Source organism: Pantoea sp. PNA 03-3 (assembly GCF_003201175.1).
GTDB lineage: Bacteria > Pseudomonadota > Gammaproteobacteria > Enterobacterales > Enterobacteriaceae > Pantoea > Pantoea stewartii.
In genome coordinates this window covers 50,831-68,037 of sequence record NZ_QICO01000011.1, presented here as the reverse complement: position 1 = coordinate 68,037, position 17,207 = coordinate 50,831, and the positions used below count along the sequence as shown (strand labels likewise).

The following is a 17,207-nucleotide window of genomic DNA, read 5'->3' as shown; positions in this document are numbered from 1 at the left end:
CCTGCTTTAGTTTGTGCTGTTTTCGTCCTTCCGTGAACGCCCCAGCAGGCTTAATGCTGCATCTCGTGCCGGTTTTCCGCAATAGAGCACCTGATAAATCTGTTCGGTGATAGGCATTTCAACCCCTGTGCGTGCAGCCAGCGCTTTGACTTCTTTGGTATTTCTGTAGCCTTCTACAACTTGTCCGATAATGCGTTGTGCGCTATCGACATCTTCACCCTGCCCGAGCATCATGCCAAAACGACGATTACGCGATTGGTTATCAGTACAGGTCAGCACCAGATCGCCCAAACCGGCCATGCCCATAAATGTTGTGGCATCTGCGCCTAATGCCGCACCCAGACGACTCATCTCGGCCAGCCCGCGCGTAATTAACGCCGTGCGTGCATTCGCACCAAAGCCGATGCCATCAGACATGCCAGCACCGATAGCAATGACGTTTTTCACCGCGCCGCCCAGTTGAACCCCAATAAAATCGGGATTGTTATAGACGCGAAAGCTTTTGCCGCAGTGCAGTCGCTGTTGTAAATCTTCTGCGAACTGCGCGTCAGTAGCCGCCAGCGCAATCGCTGTTGGTAAACCCGCTGCCAGTTCTTTTGCAAAAGTGGGGCCGGAGATGACGGCCAGTGGAATCGTTTCGCCCAAAATGTCGCGGGCAACATCCTGCAGCAGACGACCCGTTTCCTTCTCCAGTCCTTTCGTTGCCCAGACGATGCGTGAGTCATCACGTAAACCGGGCTTTATCTGCGTCAGCACATCGCCGAAAACATGACTCGGTACAACAACCAACAAATCGCGGCTGGCGGCTATAACGGTATTCAGGTCAGGTTCAACAGTCAGATTATCGGGAAACGTTACATCTGGCAGGAAAGCACGGTTGCAGCGGTCGGACTGAAGTTGTGCCATATGGGCAGGATTGTGCCCCCACAGCAGCACCGGGTGGCCATTGCGGGCCAGCGTAATCGCCAAAGCGGTGCCGTATGAACCGGCACCGATGACGCTAATCGAAGCGTGAGTGGTCATCAGGCATCCTGATGTTGCGCTTCTTCGCCTTGCTGCTGCTGCAGATAATTCATAAACAGCGCATCAAAGTTCACTGGCGCAAGGTTAAGCTGCGGGAAGGTACCACGTGAAACCAGGCTGGTGATGCATTCGCGGGCATAAGGGAACAGGATATTTGGGCAGTAAGCGCCAAGGCAATGCGCCATCTGGGTACCTTCAATGCCACCGATGGTGAAAATACCTGCCTGCTGAACTTCACACAGGAAAGCGGTATCTTCGCCAACGGTTGCCGTAACGGTCACACGCAGCACCACTTCATACACTTCATCAGCCAGCTGCGAAGAGGCAGTATCCAGATCCAGCTTAACGTCTGGCTCCCACTCTTTCTGAAACACCTGCGGCGCATTGGGCGCTTCAAAAGAAATATCCTTCGTGTAAACGCGCTGAATCTGGAATTGCATTTCGTTAGTGTTATGTTCTGACATGTGACTAAGTCCTGTAAGTTAAAATGTCTGGCGTAAAACTACGCCTGAAGTAACGGATCTAAACCCTGACGATCGTTAAGTGCCATCAAATCGTCGCAGCCACCAATATGCTGGCCATCAATAAAGATCTGAGGCACTGTCGTGCGGCCGCTGCGCTTAATCATCTCTTCACGTTTTGCCATGTCCCCATCAATGGGGATCTCCTGGAACGCCGCGCCTTTCTCATTCAGCAGCGCTTTTGCGCGATGACAATACGGACAGGTTGGTTTGGTATAAATCTCAACGTTTGCCATAGGGACCTCAGGATGGTTATTTACCGCGAACTAACGGCAGATTTTCGCCGCTCCAACCGCTAATACCGTCTTTGAGCACGCTCACCTGATTGAAACCTGCCGCGCTCAGATGTGCAGCAGGATCGGCCGCGCTCTGCCCGGTAGCGCATACCACAATTATGGGCTGTGTTTTATGCTTTTCCAGCTCGCCAAAACTGCCTTTCTTGATATCAGCTGCAGCGACGTTGACCGCGCCCGAAATATGCCCCTTGCGGTAATCGTCGCGCGAACGCACGTCTACCACCACCGCATCCTCTTTGTTAATAAGTCGGGTTGCTTCGCCTCGACTGATCGTTTTTACTTTAGAGAACATCCCTTTAACGGTGGTCACAATCACCAGTATAAGTAAAACGACCCATGCCAGACTCAGGATGGGGTGATTGCTTGCAAACTGCATAATTTCTTGCATGAGGGGTAACGACTCCAGACCGGGCTAATAAGCTAAAACAAGGCTTCTGAGTATACCTGCGCCACTTCGCATGTACAGACGCTAAGCGGGCAGAGTGATAATTTGTGCGTCATTTTCCAAAAAAATTCACCGAATGGCAAAAATGTCGTGACGCTTATGCCTTGTACTGTTGAAAATGGTCACGTTTAGGGAAGCAAAAGCCGGTCGGCAATGCTGGTAAGCAACTGTTCATCGTGGAATAATCATCGACCTATGAAGGGAAAGACACCTGCTCTGCCAACATGGACCCGTCACAACGGCGTTACCGTGCCGCTGTTTACACGCTTGTCCGTTCTGTCTTTTAGCCTGCTTTATGCGGGCCTGTTGTCATTGCCCTTACCCGGGCTGGCCGCTGATGATAACAAAGCGCAACTGAAATCCATTCAGCAGGAAATTGCTGAAAAAGAAAAAAGCGTTAAGGCGCAAAAAGCCCAGCGCAGCCAGTTGCTTAATCAGCTGCAAAGTCAGGAAAAAATCATTGCGCAGGCCAGCCGGCAGTTGCGTGAAACGCGCAATAGTCTGTCCGTCTTAAACAATGACATCGCGCAGGTCACCGCCTCCGTTGCCCACCTTGAGAAACAACAGGCTCAGCAGGAAAAACTGCTGGCAGAGCAACTGGATGCCGCTTTTCGTCAGGGCCAGCACAAGGGCCTGCAACTGCTGTTAGGTGGTGAAGAAAGTCAGCGCAGCGAGCGCATCCTGGCCTACTTTGGTTACCTGAACACGGCACGTCAGGAAAATATCACCGCCCTGCAAACTACCCGCAAGGAACTGGCTCAACAGCGCGCATCGCTGGAACAAAAACAGCAGCAGCAAAAATCGTTGTTAACTCAGCAGCAAGCACAGCAAGACAAACTTCAGCAAGCCAGTGCCGCCCGCAAAAAAACGCTAACCTCTCTGGAAAGTGCGCTGCAGAAAGATCAGGCTGATTTGGTCGAGATGCGGCAGAACGAAAGCCGCCTGCAAGACAAAATTGCCCGTGCCGAGCGAGAAGCGCGTGAACGCGCCGCACGGGAAGCGCGTGAGGCTGAAAAAGTCCGCCAGCGTCAGGTGCAGGCAAAAGCGAAAGGCTCCAGCTATCAGCCAACCCAGAGTGAACGCGAACTGATGGCGCGCACAGGCGGGCTTGGGCGGCCAAATGGTCAGGACATCTGGCCAGTAAGAGGACGGATTGAGCATCGCTTCGGTGAGGAGCTTCAGGGCGAATTACGCTGGAAAGGGCTGGTCATTAACGCGCCTGAGGGCACAGAAGTTAAAGCCATTGCCGATGGTCGCGTGTTGATGGCTGACTGGTTACAGGGTTATGGCCTCGTCGTCGTGATTGAACATGGCAAAGGGGATATGAGCCTCTATGGTTACAACCAAAGCGCACTGGTCAGCGTCGGCGCTCAGGTAAAAGCAGGTCAGCCTATTGCCCTGGTCGGCACCAGCGGTGGCCGTGGTACACCTTCGCTCTACTTTGAAATCCGGCGTCAGGGTAAAGCGGTTAATCCACTTCCGTGGTTAGGAAAATAAGTGTTACGTCAGCGAAAGACCCTGGTTGCGCTGCTGAGTGGATTGCTGCTCAGTTTCGCAGCCCAGGCCGGTAAGCTCGCCATTGTTATTGATGATGTCGGCTACCGGCCTACAGAAGAGAATAAAGTGTTGCAGATGCCGCAGGCGATATCGGTTGCCGTCCTCCCCGATGCGCCCTATGCACGTCAAATGGCAATCAAAGCGCATCAGGGCGGACACGAAGTCCTGATTCATCTGCCCATGGCCCCTCTCAGTAAGCAACCCCTTGAAAAAAACACGTTAACGCCCGAGATGAGCAGCGCCGAGATTGATCGCATCATCCGCAGTGCAGTAAATAACGTGCCTTATGCGGTGGGGCTGAATAACCATATGGGCAGCAAAATGACGTCCAGTCTGCCGGGTATGCAAAAAGTCATGCAGGCCCTTAACCAGTACAATCTGTACTTCCTTGACAGCATGACGATTGGCAACAGCCAGTCTGTACCCGCCGCCCAGGGCACGAATGTCAGAGTGCTAAAGCGCAGGGTCTTTCTGGACGACAGCCAGGACATCAACGCCATCCGTCAGCAATTTAGTCGGGCAGTGAAACTGGCCGAGCGGGATGGCTATGCGATTGCGATTGGTCACCCGCACCCGAACACTGTGCGCGTGTTGCAACAAATGCTGCCCACTTTGCCTGCGGATATTACGCTGGTGACACCGGGTCAGTTATTAAATGAGCCGCTGCGTAACGGCAGTGCTTCGCCGGCAAAAACCCTGCCGCGCAATAAACCAGTGCAAGGCTTCCAGCCGCCAGGCGAATGTAAAGTAAAGCAACCACTGTCACCTGTGCCTGCTACACGCGCACTGGGCGTGATTGGTGAGAGCATCGCTGAGAGCCCGCTGTATCGCCGTATTAATGCACTTTTTTGACACACTCAGCATCGGCCTTAAACCCGATGCTGAGCGTCAACGTTAAAAAACAAAGGGCAACATTACGTCCAGCTCAGAATCACCTTTCCTGATTGCCCCGACCGCATATCATCAAAACCTCGCTGAAAGTCATCTATATCGTAGCGATGTGTAATGATCGGGGTGAGATCCAGACCTGACTGTATCAGTGCGGCCATCTTGTACCAGGTTTCAAACATCTCCCGCCCGTAAATGCCCTTAATAAACAGCCCTTTAAAAATCACCTGATTCCAGTCGATGGCCATTTCACCGGGCGGAATGCCCAGTAAGGCAATACGACCGCCGTGATTCATGACGTCAAGCAGGGTCCGAAAAGCAGGCGGTGCGCCCGACATTTCTAAGCCCACGTCAAAGCCCTCTCGCATATCGAGCGTATGCATGACCTCACGCAAGTCCTGTTTCGCCACGTTGACCGCACAGGTCACGCCCATTTTACGGGCCAGTTCAAGGCGATAATCATTAATGTCTGTGATGACGACATTTCGTGCACCCACATGACGACATACCGCCGCCGCCATGATTCCAATCGGCCCTGCCCCAGAGATCAGAACGTCTTCTCCCACCAGATCGAAGGACAAAGCGGTATGAACTGCGTTGCCAAACGGGTCAAAAATCGACGCCAGTTCGTCTGAAATATTGTCGGGAATTTTGAAGGCATTAAAGGCAGGGATCACCAGATATTCAGCAAAGCATCCCTGCCGGTTGACACCTACACCTTGCGTATTGCGGCATAAATGTGTCCGCCCTGCCCGGCAGTTACGGCAGTGCCCGCAGGTAATGTGACCTTCACCCGAAACGCGATCGCCAATCTGAAACCCTTTCACTTCCTGCCCCACAGCCACCACTTCGCCTACATATTCATGGCCAACAATCATGGGCACGGGGATCGTTTTACGGGACCAGTCGTCCCAGTTGTAAATATGTACATCGGTGCCGCAGATCGCGGTTTTGCGGATTTTGATCAGCAAATCGTTGTGGCCAGGCTCCGGAATGGGCGCATCGTTAACCATCCAGATACCCTGCTCTTTTTTCAGTTTCGCAAGTGCTTTCATGGTCTGTCCTCAGGCGATCACACCAAGTTGCTTACCAATCCGCGTGAAAGCGGCCACAGCGGTATCGAGCTGCTGCTGGCTGTGCGCGGCTGAAATTTGTGTGCGAATACGTGCCTGACCTTTTGGCACTACCGGATAGAAAAATCCGGTCACATAAATCCCCTCCTGCTGAAGCAGATGTGCAAACGCCTGCGCTACGCTGGCTTCGCCCAGCATGACCGGAATGATGGCGTGATCGGCCCCCGCCAGCGTAAAGCCCGCTGCCGTCATTTTTTCACGGAACAGGCGTGCGTTTTCCCAGAGGCGCTGACGCAGTCCGTCGCCTTCGCTTAACAGATCCAGAACGCGCAATGAGGCAGCCACGATTGCGGGTGCCAGTGAATTAGAGAACAGATAAGGTCTTGAACGCTGACGTAGCCATTCTATAACCTCGGCTTTGGCTGCCGTATAGCCACCGGAAGCCCCCCCCAGCGCCTTACCCAGGGTGCCGGTGATGATGTCTACCCGCCCCATGACATCACAATACTCATGCGTTCCCCGCCCTGCCTTTCCCACAAAACCCACCGCATGGGAATCATCGACCATGACCAGGGCTGAGTATTCGTCTGCCAAATCGCAAATGCCTTTCAGATTGGCAATTACGCCATCCATAGAGAAGACGCCATCGGTTGCAATCATGATGGTCTTTGCGCCGTTATCTTTGGCTTCCTGCAGGCGGGCACGTAACTCGGTCATGTCATTATTGGCGTAACGGTAGCGTTGTGCTTTACACAGACGCACACCATCAATAATCGACGCGTGATTAAGTGCGTCAGAAATGATGGCATCCTCAGCCCCCAGCAGTGTTTCAAATAATCCGCCATTCGCATCGAAGCAGGAGGAGTAAAGTATGGCGTCTTCCATACCCAGAAAATCAGCCAGTTTTCTTTCCAATTGTTTGTGCTTATCCTGCGTACCACATATAAAGCGCACCGATGCCATCCCAAAACCGTGCGAATCCATTCCCTCTTTCGCGGCCTGAATCAAAGCAGGATGGTTAGCCAGCCCAAGGTAATTATTTGCACAGAAATTAATGACAGCGTGATGATGCCCAACGTCGATTTCAGCCTGCTGCGCGGAAGTGATAATACGTTCTTTTTTGAACAGCCCTTCTTGCTGGGCGATAGCCAGTTGCTGACGAATATGCTGATAAAAATGCGCTGACATTATTACACTCCTGAAAAGGTAGGTAGGGGCAAATACGACTGAACATATCGCCTTTTAACGCCTAATCGACCAAAATAATGTGAATTATGTAGCACAGTTCACGTCACAGGCATTTTGGGTCCTGACCTTACGGAGTCATCTGGCTGTCTGTGACGGGATGAAATGTTATGATGGTGACATTACGCGTGAGACGTCCCGTTTCACCACAAAACGTTAAAGGTAGCAATATGATTATCGTAACCGGTGGCGCAGGTATGATCGGCAGCAATATCGTTAAGACGCTGAACGATCGTGGCCATACAGATATTCTGGTCGTAGATAATCTGAAAGATGGCACCAAGTTCGTGAATCTTGCCGATCTGGACATCACAGATTACATGGATAAAGAAGAGTTCTTAACCTACATCATGTCGGGTGAAGATCTGGGTCCGATTGAAGCGGTGTTCCATGAAGGTGCCTGCTCAGCCACAACGGAGTGGGATGGTAAGTACATGATGGATAATAACTATCAGTACTCAAAAGACCTGCTGCACTTTTGCCTTGAGCGTGAAATCCCCTTTCTGTATGCCTCTTCGGCAGCCACCTATGGTGGACGCAATGAGAATTTCATCGAAGAGCGTCAGTACGAGCAGCCGCTAAACGTTTACGGCTACTCAAAAATGCTGTTTGACCACTATGTACGCCAGATTCTGCCAGAAGCAACGTCACCAGTCTGTGGTTTCCGTTACTTCAACGTTTACGGACCGCGCGAAGGCCACAAAGGCAGTATGGCGAGCGTTGCCTTCCATCTGAATACGCAGATCAGTAATGACGAAAATCCAAAACTGTTCGAGGGCAGCGACAGCTTTAAACGCGATTTTATTCATGTTGATGATGTTGTGTCAGTCAATCTGTGGTGCTGGGAGAACGGCATTTCCGGGATTTATAACTGCGGCACAGGCCGCGCCGAATCGTTCCAGGAAGTTGCGGACGCCGTGCTTAATTTCCATCAGAAAGGTGAAATTGAATACATTCCTTTCCCGGAAAAACTGAAAGGCCGTTATCAGGCTTATACCCAGGCTGATCTGACGAAACTGCGTGAGGCAGGCTACGACAAGCCTTTTAAAACAGTGGCACAGGGCGTGTCTGAATATATGGCCTGGTTAAACCGCAACGTCTAAGGAACGGATACCGGTAATGAAAATTCTGGTGATCGGCCCGTCGTGGGTCGGCGATATGATGATGTCGCAAAGTCTCTATCGTACGCTCAAGGCCGAACATCCTGATGCGGTGATTGATGTGATGGCACCTGAATGGTGCCGTCCTTTACTTTCCCGAATGCCTGAAGTGAATCAGGCGCTGGCCATGCCACTCGGCCATGGTGCGCTGGCGATAGGCGAGCGCCGCCGTTTGGGTAAATCACTGCGCGATCAGGGTTATGATCGCGCTTACGTGTTGCCCAACTCATTCAAATCGGCATTGGTGCCCTTTTTTGCGGGTATTCCTCGCCGCGTCGGCTGGCGCGGAGAAATGCGCTATGGTCTGTTGAATGATGTGCGGGTACTGGATAAGGCCGCGTTTCCTTTAATGGTAGAGCGTTATGTTGCGCTGGCCTATGACACGCCTTTCCGTTCAGCCCGTCAACTGCCACAACCCTTGCTGAAACCGCAGTTACAGGTCAGCGAAGCGGAAAAAAGCGTAATGGCTGCGCAGTTTCAACTTTCCTCTGAGCGCCCGGCTATTGGCTTTTGCCCCGGGGCCGAATTTGGTCCGGCAAAACGCTGGCCGCATTTTCACTACGCCGCACTGGCAGAACAGTTAATTCGCGAAGGGTTTCAGATCCTGCTGTTCGGTTCAGTAAAAGATGGCCCCACTGGCGAAGAAATCATCGCGTCGCTGCCCGAGACAAGTCGTAAGCATTGCCGCAATCTGGCAGGTCAAACCCAGCTGGAACAGGCTGTCATTCTGCTGGCCCAGTGCCGGGCGGTAGTGAGCAATGATTCTGGTCTTATGCACATTGCCGCCGCGTTGAACCGCCCACTGGTGGCTTTATATGGTCCCAGTAGCCCGGACTTCACCCCGCCGCTGTCGGATCAGGCGCGTATCATCCGTTTAATCAGCGGTTACCATCGCGTCCGTAAAGGGGATGCTGAGCAGGGCTACCATCAAAGCCTGATTGACATCCAGCCTTCACAAGTCCATGAAACATTACGCAGTTTGTTGCGTGAAGCCCAGGAGAGTTCATGCACGTCCTGATTGTTAAAACCTCGTCAATGGGGGATGTGCTCCATACGTTACCTGCCCTGACTGATGCTATGCATGCCCTTCCCGGTATTCGTTTTGATTGGGTGGTAGAAGAAAATTTTGCCCAGATTCCTGCATGGCATCCCGCCGTTGATAAGGTCCTGCCCGTTGCAATCCGTCGCTGGCGTAAGCACTGGTTCGGCAGCGAGCAGCGTGAAGAACGTGTTCGATTTAAACGCGATTTACAGTCTCGCCACTATGATGTGGTGATTGATGCTCAGGGGCTGATTAAGAGTGCCGCACTCGTGACGCGTCTGGCTAAAGGTGTCAAGCACGGTCTGGACAGCCGCAGTGCGCGTGAACCCTTTGCCAGTTGGTGGTACGACAAAAAGCACGAGGTCAGTAAGCAGCAACACGCAGTAGAGAGGACCCGGGAACTGTTCGCGAAAAGCCTGGGTTATGAGAAGCCGCAAACGCAGGGAGACTATGCTATTGCTGGCCATTTCCGCAATGTGGCATTACAGGGTGAAAACGCTTATCTGGTCTTCCTGCATGCCACGACCCGTGATAACAAGCACTGGCCGGAATCCCACTGGCGCGAGTTAATTGAACGGCTCCAGCCGACAGGTTTGCGCGTAAAACTGCCCTGGGGCGCTGAGCATGAGCATCAGCGTGCGATCCGGCTGGCTGAGGGTTTAGAGCATGTAGAGGTATTGCCCAGGCTCACTCTTGAAGCGGTTGCTCAGCAGCTGGCAGGTGCGAAAGCTGTTGTCTCAGTAGACACAGGTTTGAGCCATATGGCAGCAGCACTGGACAGACCCAATATAACGTTATACGGTCCGACCGATCCCGGCTTGATTGGTGGTTACGGACAAAATCAGCATGTTTTGCGTCCTGCAGAGGGCAGCAAATTGGCAGATATTAGCGCTAAGGACGTGGCAGATATGGTTTTTGAGATTACCGCATGAAGAAACTTCATATTATTAATCTCGGCAAAATGGGTGGCGTTGAGCGTCTTTTCCTACAGTACATCAACGATTTTTCTGACGGGCGTGACGATGTTATTTGCATCAGTAACGAGATCGATGATGACATTCGCCGTCACATCCCTCAACAAAAAATCATCTTCGCCAATCGATGGTTAAATAACCTGAAAATAAAAGTCCCACAATTTCTTCGGAAATATTTGCTACAAAAGCGCGTAGAGTCGAGCGATGCTGATGTAATCGTCGTCTGGGATTTGATTCCGGGATTAAGCGCAAAACCTGAGCGGGCAAGTCTGGTTTATTACGATCATGGCTGCTCATGGCGATATCCTAAAAATAAAAAAACGCTGGGCTTTATGGCCATGCTGGATGGTGTCATTTCTGCTTCTTATGCCTCTAATCGCGTGATGCAGCTTCGTTTTAATCTGCCCTGTCCCCATCACGTAGTGATTAACCGCATCATGGTGCCTCAGGGAATCCATTCTGGCATCCGGACGCTAAATAACCCGATCCGTCTCGGCACTGCTGCTCGTCAGGTTAGCCTGAAGGGTATTAGCATCGCGCTGTTAGCTTTAAAGGAATTACGCCAGCGCGGCCGGAATGTCGTACTGGAAATTGCGGGAAAAGGGCCCGATCATGATGCTTTTGTTGCACTCGCTAAACGTTTAGATATCAGCGAATTCGTTACTTTCAGCGGTTTTCAGCATGACATTGGTGCATTTTTCAATCGTATTGATATTTATCTCAGCACACCTGTCACTGAACCCTTTGGTCTTTCCTGTATGGAAGCACTCTATTTCGGCGTCCCCGTGATATTCCCGATGATCGATGGACAGCCTGAAGTGGTCAGGCATCAACAATGTGGCCTGGGGTTGATTCCTTCAGTAACGATTGATGAACATGAAAAATTAACAGGAATTCATGTGGATTTCCCTTATAAGATTTACGATCCTGTGCGGGATGTAATGCAAGACGCCAAACTGGTTTCTCATATTGATTGCGCCGATGCCGTTGACGTTTTATCTCAGCATGAAACCTATCAGCAATACAGTGACACAGCAAAAAACTGGACAGCAGAACATTTTGATTATGCGCTGTTTAAGACAGAATTTAACGATGCTTTAATGGACGTTATAAGAAAAAAATGAAAACTGACCATTTAATTATTAAAAAAGAGGCCTTATCTCGCACTATAAAAATACTTATTTTTATAGGATGCATCTTTTCCTTTATTACTTCGCCGTTCGGTGGTTCTCTTGGCAGAAATGCGTTTTATCTGACGAGTTATCTCTCTTTTTTAGTGGTCGTTTTCAATCTAAAAACTTATCTCGTTAACAAACGTAACCTAATATTACCTGGGGCATTTTTTGCTGTTGGGATTATCAGCATAATCTGGACAGTAATGTATAAACAGCCCGGTGATTTTATTAGTCTTTATAGACAGTACCAGTCGACAGGGCGACTACAGATTGCTGCCGCATTTATTTTACTTGTGACGCTCAATGAAAAAGCAGCCCTGCAAAAAAATACAATCATTGCTGCCATTCTTTGTGGGCTGGTTGTGAACGGCTATGCGATTTACCAGGGCATTGACATGCATATCCATCGTGTAGAGCTGAATTTCGACAGGGCGACGGTTGCCGCCTATATTATTACGGCGGTTAACCTGGTTTTCATTAAAGCGGTCTTACTCTTAAAATCAAGACACAGAGTCCTGCTTTTCCTTGCTGCCTTTACCTTTAGCTATGCTTCGATCGTGCTGACCGGAACGCGGGCCGCGATGCTTGCTTATCCAGTCCTGACCTTGATCATTGTGCTGATGAGTACTCACATCATCAGCCGCCGACATAAAATCATTCTGTTCACGCTGGTCCCTGTGATGATTGCGCTAAGTGCAGCCATCTTCCATAACGTTATTGCTTTGCGCATTCAACAATTTAATGAAGATATTGCGCATAAGCATGAGCAAAAAGGTGAAAACTCGATTATTTCGCGCTTAAGTATGCAAACTGTGGCATTTCGGACAGGCTCAGAAGCCATTTGGGGAGAGTCCGCTGAGCAAAGAGCGGAGGAAGCAAAAGCCATTGTGGCAAAAGAACCCGCACTTTATGGCGCGCTTACTTATCTCACGGTTCACATGCATAACGAAGTAATGGAAACCTTTTCGATTAAAGGCATTCTGGGCGTGCTGGCGCTGATTGGCCTGTATTTCTGTTTATTATATAATGCTCTGCTGCCTTATCGTAATCCAGCGTTGTTGGCCGTGACCATTTCGCTCATAACCTATGGTCTGAGCGACGTCATCTTTTTCAGTACTGAAGGCACATTGATCTATTGCCTGGCTGTCATCATGAGTATCTTACTCATAAAAACATCCGATGGATTACAGGAAACGGAATGAGTCAACACCGGGACTGGCTATTAAGCATCATCATCCCTCTATATAATAGTCAACAATATATTCATTCTTGCCTGGCGTCGCTGTTCATTCAGGCAGGTGAGGATATCCAGGTCATCATTATCGATGATGGTTCGACAGATGACTCTGCGCTGCGTGTTAAAGAATTGCTGAGCACAAATCCACCCTGTTCAGTTGAATTTATCCAGCAAACTAATCAGGGCGTTTCTGCGGCCCGCAATGCAGGCCTTCAGGAAGCCAAAGGAAAATTCATTACCTTTCTGGATGCTGATGATTTGCTCAGCAGGAACTATCTCTCAATTATCCGGCCGCTATTGTTAGCCGATGTGGATGACCTGATTGATTTTAATTATGCCCGATTTGAGCACAGTATTCCGGAAGCCACAGATGACGAACTGCCCCAACGCATCGCGTACGATTTTTCAGGTCAGGGGTTGAATTGCCTGAATTCACTCTTTACCCGATCCATGTGGCACCTGTGGAATCGCATTTACAGACGCACTTTGCTGGAAGGTGAGCGCTTTGAAGTAGGGAGACGTTACGAGGACGTGATGTTCACTCCCTTTCAATACCTGAAAACACAAAAAATCGCTCATCTTGAGAACACTCTCTATTACTACCGTGATAACAACCACAGTATTACGCGGAATGTACGCAAGAGTGATATTCAGGATATGCTGTTCGCGATGAACAAAATGTGCACGATGGCGCAGTCAAATAATGAACTGCGCGATCTTGCGGCGGGCATGATTGTTAATTGCTTTAATGAAGTCAAAAGCATGTCGAAAAAAGTTTATGGCTTTTATCATTATGACAATCAGACTAAACACGCAATCAAGTCTGCGGCACGTATTTGCAAGGGCAGTTGCAAAACAAAAAAATACATGCAAATGCGCTACCCGGAAGTCGACACGTTTTTTTCATGGCTTCGCTACAAAAGCCAATAGCGGGCCTTTAACGTTCCCCCGGTCATGACACCGGGGAATGTTTTTTCTTTAGGGCGTATTCAGTCAGCGTCATGCCCTGAGTGCGTACCTGAAGCCAGCTAAACAGCTGTTCCAAATCATCATACAGACGGTCTATATCAGCGTGGTTTTTGAAGGTCGGGCTCCCGTCTGGCATAAATTCAGACGAATGCAGCATGAACTCAACATAATCATTGCCCTGCGCCAGGGTTTGTTCAACCACCTGTTTCATTTGTGCCAGATTTCCACCCACGGGCCTCAACCAGTTTACCCTTGCTCCTCTTGATTTACCCCGAACATTATCCCAGGCTTTTTTTAGCGTATTTTTCAATGCGCCATGCCGGTACTGAATGCTCATCGGTAATTCTAATAAGGTCGAGTCGCCAGGTTTCGAAATGTCGTTGATATCGACATAATAAGCCTGGTCAGGGAAACCACTGTAATCGGTACCGCCCGTTCCCTGAGGTGCCCCCAACGAATTGCGCCAGTCAACACGTGGTGTGACGGAGCAGTCCACCAGATAACCATGCTCAATTAGTGCGCGTGCGTATATTTCATTAAAGGCCCAGCGACCGGCCCGATGACTGCGCATTTTTGTCTCAAAAGCGGTCTCAAGCAAATCCGTCATACGGGCGACTTTATCCCGCAGGATGTTTTCAGGATATTCAATCAGGTAAGGTTTATAACGCCAGTCATCTTCAGTCAGCGCATAATCAGGAGGGCTATACCAGGCGTGCAGATGCATACCGATTTCACCCTGCCCCCGTGAAAGAAGGTCACGCCCGAATTCAACATAAGCCGGATCGCTAACCATTTCATAGTTGGTAAGCCAGGTAGGTTTGAACGCGTATTTTTCGCACAGAGACTGAAAACGTGGCAAAAACCGAACATTGTGCGTAGTGACATTGCCACTGCGATTGCGCCAGATATTATCGCCTTCAGTATCCAGGGTGATTAAAAACGCGGGTTTGTCCATAACTTATCCAACAAGCGGTAGAGATCATCCTGCTATGTTACGCAGGGCAACCGACGCAAGCAAAACTATAATTGTCCACAGCGCGATCTTTATCCGTGGTCATCCGCTAAGTGATATCCTAGAATAATGCGTTTAATCAGGATGTCTTCATCGTAAAAATACGGTAGAAGTATGGCGATGTTTTCTTGATATTCAGTGAGATACCTCAGAACAGTCCGGTCCGTTTTTTGGTATCCCTTTTATGACGGGAAATGTCAGCGTTGAGATCATGCATAAATTGTCGGCGTTGATGAGGTGGTAAGTTGTCCAAGCGTATTTTGATGATAATTGATGGGTTACCCGGCGGCGGCGCTGAAAAAGTGGTGCTGACGCTGGCTCAGGGTATGATCAATGAAGGACATCGCGTATCGCTTTTTTCACTGCGGGACGTTTGCGATTATGCCCTTCCGGCAGGGCTTGATTATCAGGTTATTCGCGACACATGTCGTCGCCCCTGGCGGAAGCTCACAGAAACAGCTCGCCGTGCCACTCTGCTGGGCAATGCCGTCCGACTCAGCGAGGCCCGGGAGGGCAAATTTGATTTAGTGCTCTCACATCTTCATAAAACTGACCGCATTGTAAGCGCTTCGCGTGCACTTAACGCCCTTAAGACCTGGTACTGCATCCACGGCGTCTTTTCAGCCTCTTATCTGGCGCGCAAATCCGGCTTTTCGTTGTGGCTTAAACGTCAGAAAATCCGTCACGTCTATCGTAATCGCCAGGTGATAGCCGTTTCTCAGTATGCGCTTGATGATCTAATTACACGCGTTGGCGTGAAACCTTCCCGGACCGGTGTGATTTTCAATCCTTTTGATTTTGATGAAATCAGACAACGCGCATCAGAACCGTGCCCACTTGCAGGCACTGAATTTCTTCTACATATCGGGCGCTTTCATGAAACTAAACGCCACGACCGTTTGCTGGATGCTTATGCGCAAAGTGGGATTCACGCACCTTTAGTTCTACTGGGTCAAGGCAACGAAGGGGCAAAAGAAAAGTTATATCGTCTGGCTCAACAATTGAGTATTTCAGACCGCGTACAATTTGCAGGCTTTCAGTCGAATCCTTATCCCTGGCTACGGCATGCGCGAATGCTGATTTTGAGTTCGGACAGTGAAGGATTTGGCAATGTGCTGATTGAAGCCATGAGCTGTGGAACGCCGGTGGTCAGCACGCGATGCCCCGGTGGACCTGCAAGTATTTTAACCGGCGATTTAGCACGCGGTCTTTCTGAAATGAATGCCGCCTCGCTGGCTGAAAAAATGCGTGACATCTACGCTAATCCGCCCGATTTGAACCAGGTGGACTTAAGCATCTATAGTCTTTCCACGATTTGTCACCAATATCTGCAGTTAGCGGAGACCTGAACCCTCGCGCTCGCCGTTACTTAATTTTTTTGCTCGTTAGCCGTTCTGTCATCGCCTTAACAGATGACAGGAACGGCATGTTCGAGAGGGGCTATGTCTTATTCAGGACGTCTGAAAAAAAACAGGCGACTCACAGAAGGTTGACTGCCTGTATTCTCCTTTTTGCGAGATCCCCTCGAGTTCTCGCCAGGCGTGGATAACGTATTCCGGGGTGAAATCATTGCTTTCACCAGAAGGTGACTGCAAAATTTTGTATTCACCTGACCACGGATGCCAGCCAAGGGCATCCGTATCACCAAAAAACACGACCTGTTTTTTGTGCAAACCCGCTGCGATATGCATTTGACCGCCGTCACTACACAAAATCTGATCACAGCAATGAAAACCCGCCATCAGATCACGCACTGACCCTGTAGGATAGGCTGCTATTCGTGAAGAATTAACTAACTGTAGGAGCTTTTCAGCACGCGCGTTATCTCCCATATCCTCAGGCCCCAGCGCACCCTGAGGTGACCAAAACAGTAATACGCGAGCCTTTTCATCCTTTAAGAGGTGATGGATAAACGCAGCATAATTATCTATTGCCCAGCGGCGCTTTGCACAGCGACTGCTGATATGCACGCCATAAGTCTGGCCCTCAACGGGAAACAACGCATGTACACGCGATTCTGCCTCCTCCCGCTCTGACTTTGTCAGATAAACTCTTACGGGGGGAACGTCGGGTAAATGAGCGGTTAACGATGAGAGGTAAGAGTAGGTGTGTTCAACCTGATGATTTCCAGAAAAATCTGCGCTACTGAAACTTCGGGTAAACCCTTGATTAGGCTGGCCCGCGCCAATGATATTTGTTGCTCCCGCTAAACGTGCGAGACGCAGGCTGTACCTGCAGGGCACCGGATTGGCCAGCACTACCGCATCAAAACGAGTCTGACGCAACATCCAGAAAATTTTCAAACGATGCCAGTAGACACCCATTGCGCTCTCGTTTTTACTACGGTGTTTGGCTTTTTTATAGACATGTAGCGAATCAATGTGGGGATTATTCAGCACCACATCCTGCGCGACTTTGTTAACCAATAATGTCAGTTTTGCCTCGGGAAAAACCTTTTTAATACCTTCCAGCAGCGGGGTGGTACACACCATATCCCCGATGTTATCGCGCCTGATGACGAGAATATTTTTCATACTGTGCCCAGGTTAAAACAGTCATAGCCGGGCTTTTGATCACCCGCACGCAAAAG

17 protein-coding genes are annotated in these 17,207 nt (G+C 50.0%); 9 read left to right on the top strand and 8 right to left on the bottom strand.

Going from position 1 to position 17,207, the window contains the following annotated elements; all coding sequences use genetic code 11:
- Positions 1 to 6: 6 nt before the first annotated feature.
- Genes gpsA through C7433_RS21300 form a run of 4 tightly spaced genes read right to left on the bottom strand, consistent with a single transcriptional unit; the run spans position 7 to position 2,228 of the window.
- The gene (gene gpsA / locus C7433_RS21315) at positions 7 to 1,023 is read right to left on the bottom strand and encodes an NAD(P)H-dependent glycerol-3-phosphate dehydrogenase (RefSeq protein WP_199227875.1); all 1,017 of its coding nucleotides are present in this window, start codon (positions 1,021 to 1,023) and stop codon (positions 7 to 9) included.
- Complete coding sequence (gene secB, locus C7433_RS21310) at positions 1,023 to 1,487, bottom strand: protein-export chaperone SecB (protein WP_006121277.1); 465 nt, start codon at positions 1,485 to 1,487, stop codon at positions 1,023 to 1,025. The genes gpsA and secB overlap by 1 nt, the downstream gene beginning before the upstream one ends.
- Positions 1,488 to 1,525: 38 nt before the next feature.
- Positions 1,526 to 1,780, bottom strand: a complete 255-nt coding sequence (gene grxC, locus C7433_RS21305) for a glutaredoxin 3 (RefSeq protein WP_033738087.1) — start codon at positions 1,778 to 1,780, stop codon at positions 1,526 to 1,528.
- A 16-nt stretch (positions 1,781 to 1,796) separates the two neighbouring features.
- Complete coding sequence (locus C7433_RS21300; RefSeq protein WP_006121275.1) at positions 1,797 to 2,228, bottom strand: rhodanese-like domain-containing protein; 432 nt, start codon at positions 2,226 to 2,228, stop codon at positions 1,797 to 1,799.
- A gap of 252 nt (positions 2,229 to 2,480) precedes the next feature.
- Between C7433_RS21300 and envC the strand changes: the two genes are divergently transcribed.
- Together envC and C7433_RS21290 are read left to right on the top strand one after the other, a co-directional pair.
- The gene (gene envC, locus C7433_RS21295; protein WP_110268856.1) at positions 2,481 to 3,782 is read left to right on the top strand and encodes a murein hydrolase activator EnvC; all 1,302 of its coding nucleotides are present in this window, start codon (positions 2,481 to 2,483) and stop codon (positions 3,780 to 3,782) included.
- Positions 3,783 to 4,694, top strand: coding sequence for a divergent polysaccharide deacetylase family protein (locus C7433_RS21290; protein WP_110268855.1), 912 nt, complete (start codon positions 3,783 to 3,785; stop codon positions 4,692 to 4,694). It begins immediately after the preceding gene.
- A gap of 62 nt (positions 4,695 to 4,756) precedes the next feature.
- Here the strand turns inward: C7433_RS21290 and tdh are convergent, their stop codons facing one another.
- Both tdh and C7433_RS21280 read right to left on the bottom strand, forming a co-directional pair.
- On the bottom strand, positions 4,757 to 5,785 hold the full coding sequence (tdh, locus tag C7433_RS21285) for an L-threonine 3-dehydrogenase (RefSeq protein WP_058709102.1): 1,029 nt from the start codon (positions 5,783 to 5,785) through the stop codon (positions 4,757 to 4,759).
- Positions 5,786 to 5,794: 9 nt separating this feature from the next.
- A complete protein-coding gene (locus C7433_RS21280) occupies positions 5,795 to 6,991 on the bottom strand; it encodes a glycine C-acetyltransferase (protein WP_110268854.1) in 1,197 nt (398 codons plus the stop codon).
- A gap of 227 nt (positions 6,992 to 7,218) precedes the next feature.
- On the opposite strand from C7433_RS21280, the gene rfaD reads away from it, so the two are divergent.
- Genes rfaD through C7433_RS21250 form a run of 6 tightly spaced genes read left to right on the top strand, consistent with a single transcriptional unit; the run spans position 7,219 to position 13,566 of the window.
- Complete coding sequence (rfaD, locus tag C7433_RS21275; RefSeq protein ID WP_033738074.1) at positions 7,219 to 8,151, top strand: ADP-glyceromanno-heptose 6-epimerase; 933 nt, start codon at positions 7,219 to 7,221, stop codon at positions 8,149 to 8,151.
- Between the two features lie 16 nt (positions 8,152 to 8,167).
- Positions 8,168 to 9,226, top strand: coding sequence for an ADP-heptose--LPS heptosyltransferase RfaF (gene rfaF, locus C7433_RS21270; protein ID WP_033738072.1), 1,059 nt, complete (start codon positions 8,168 to 8,170; stop codon positions 9,224 to 9,226).
- Complete coding sequence (gene rfaC / locus C7433_RS21265; RefSeq protein WP_110268853.1) at positions 9,214 to 10,182, top strand: lipopolysaccharide heptosyltransferase RfaC; 969 nt, start codon at positions 9,214 to 9,216, stop codon at positions 10,180 to 10,182. Before rfaF ends, rfaC begins: the two co-directional genes overlap by 13 nt.
- Positions 10,179 to 11,348 (top strand): glycosyltransferase, encoded by a 1,170-nt coding sequence (locus C7433_RS21260; RefSeq protein WP_110268852.1) that lies wholly within the window; start codon positions 10,179 to 10,181, stop codon positions 11,346 to 11,348. Before rfaC ends, C7433_RS21260 begins: the two co-directional genes overlap by 4 nt.
- The gene (locus C7433_RS21255; protein ID WP_050504758.1) at positions 11,345 to 12,601 is read left to right on the top strand and encodes an O-antigen ligase; all 1,257 of its coding nucleotides are present in this window, start codon (positions 11,345 to 11,347) and stop codon (positions 12,599 to 12,601) included. Before C7433_RS21260 ends, C7433_RS21255 begins: the two co-directional genes overlap by 4 nt.
- Complete coding sequence (locus tag C7433_RS21250) at positions 12,598 to 13,566, top strand: glycosyltransferase (protein WP_110268851.1); 969 nt, start codon at positions 12,598 to 12,600, stop codon at positions 13,564 to 13,566. Before C7433_RS21255 ends, C7433_RS21250 begins: the two co-directional genes overlap by 4 nt.
- 22 nt (positions 13,567 to 13,588) lie before the next feature.
- Here the strand turns inward: C7433_RS21250 and C7433_RS21245 are convergent, their stop codons facing one another.
- Positions 13,589 to 14,560, bottom strand: coding sequence for a polysaccharide deacetylase family protein (locus C7433_RS21245; RefSeq protein ID WP_054632871.1), 972 nt, complete (start codon positions 14,558 to 14,560; stop codon positions 13,589 to 13,591).
- 320 nt (positions 14,561 to 14,880) lie between these two features.
- On the opposite strand from C7433_RS21245, the gene C7433_RS21240 reads away from it, so the two are divergent.
- Positions 14,881 to 15,966 carry a glycosyltransferase gene (locus tag C7433_RS21240; protein ID WP_110268850.1) on the top strand — a complete coding sequence of 362 codons (1,086 nt, stop codon included), beginning with the start codon at positions 14,881 to 14,883 and terminating at the stop codon, positions 15,964 to 15,966.
- A 102-nt stretch (positions 15,967 to 16,068) separates the two neighbouring features.
- On the opposite strand, the gene C7433_RS21235 is transcribed toward C7433_RS21240, so the two are convergent.
- Positions 16,069 to 17,151 carry a glycosyltransferase family 9 protein gene (locus tag C7433_RS21235; RefSeq protein ID WP_054632869.1) on the bottom strand — a complete coding sequence of 361 codons (1,083 nt, stop codon included), beginning with the start codon at positions 17,149 to 17,151 and terminating at the stop codon, positions 16,069 to 16,071.
- Positions 17,152 to 17,207 lie beyond the last annotated feature (56 nt).

Excerpts from the sequence above, each read along its gene's own strand:
- gpsA (WP_199227875.1), bottom strand. The coding sequence starts at position 1,023 with ATGACCACTCACGCTTCGATTAGCGTCATCGGTGCCGGTTCATACGGC.
- secB (WP_006121277.1), bottom strand. The coding sequence starts at position 1,487 with ATGTCAGAACATAACACTAACGAAATGCAATTCCAGATTCAGCGCGTT.
- grxC (WP_033738087.1), bottom strand. The coding sequence starts at position 1,780 with ATGGCAAACGTTGAGATTTATACCAAACCAACCTGTCCGTATTGTCAT.
- C7433_RS21300 (WP_006121275.1), bottom strand. The coding sequence starts at position 2,228 with ATGCAAGAAATTATGCAGTTTGCAAGCAATCACCCCATCCTGAGTCTG.
- envC (WP_110268856.1), top strand. The coding sequence starts at position 2,481 with ATGAAGGGAAAGACACCTGCTCTGCCAACATGGACCCGTCACAACGGC.
- tdh (WP_058709102.1), bottom strand. The coding sequence starts at position 5,785 with ATGAAAGCACTTGCGAAACTGAAAAAAGAGCAGGGTATCTGGATGGTT.
- C7433_RS21280 (WP_110268854.1), bottom strand. The coding sequence starts at position 6,991 with ATGTCAGCGCATTTTTATCAGCATATTCGTCAGCAACTGGCTATCGCC.
- rfaD (WP_033738074.1), top strand. The coding sequence starts at position 7,219 with ATGATTATCGTAACCGGTGGCGCAGGTATGATCGGCAGCAATATCGTT.
- rfaF (WP_033738072.1), top strand. The coding sequence starts at position 8,168 with ATGAAAATTCTGGTGATCGGCCCGTCGTGGGTCGGCGATATGATGATG.
- rfaC (WP_110268853.1), top strand. The coding sequence starts at position 9,214 with ATGCACGTCCTGATTGTTAAAACCTCGTCAATGGGGGATGTGCTCCAT.
- C7433_RS21260 (WP_110268852.1), top strand. The coding sequence starts at position 10,179 with ATGAAGAAACTTCATATTATTAATCTCGGCAAAATGGGTGGCGTTGAG.
- C7433_RS21255 (WP_050504758.1), top strand. The coding sequence starts at position 11,345 with ATGAAAACTGACCATTTAATTATTAAAAAAGAGGCCTTATCTCGCACT.
- C7433_RS21250 (WP_110268851.1), top strand. The coding sequence starts at position 12,598 with ATGAGTCAACACCGGGACTGGCTATTAAGCATCATCATCCCTCTATAT.
- C7433_RS21245 (WP_054632871.1), bottom strand. The coding sequence starts at position 14,560 with ATGGACAAACCCGCGTTTTTAATCACCCTGGATACTGAAGGCGATAAT.
- C7433_RS21240 (WP_110268850.1), top strand. The coding sequence starts at position 14,881 with ATGATAATTGATGGGTTACCCGGCGGCGGCGCTGAAAAAGTGGTGCTG.
- C7433_RS21235 (WP_054632869.1), bottom strand. The coding sequence starts at position 17,151 with ATGAAAAATATTCTCGTCATCAGGCGCGATAACATCGGGGATATGGTG.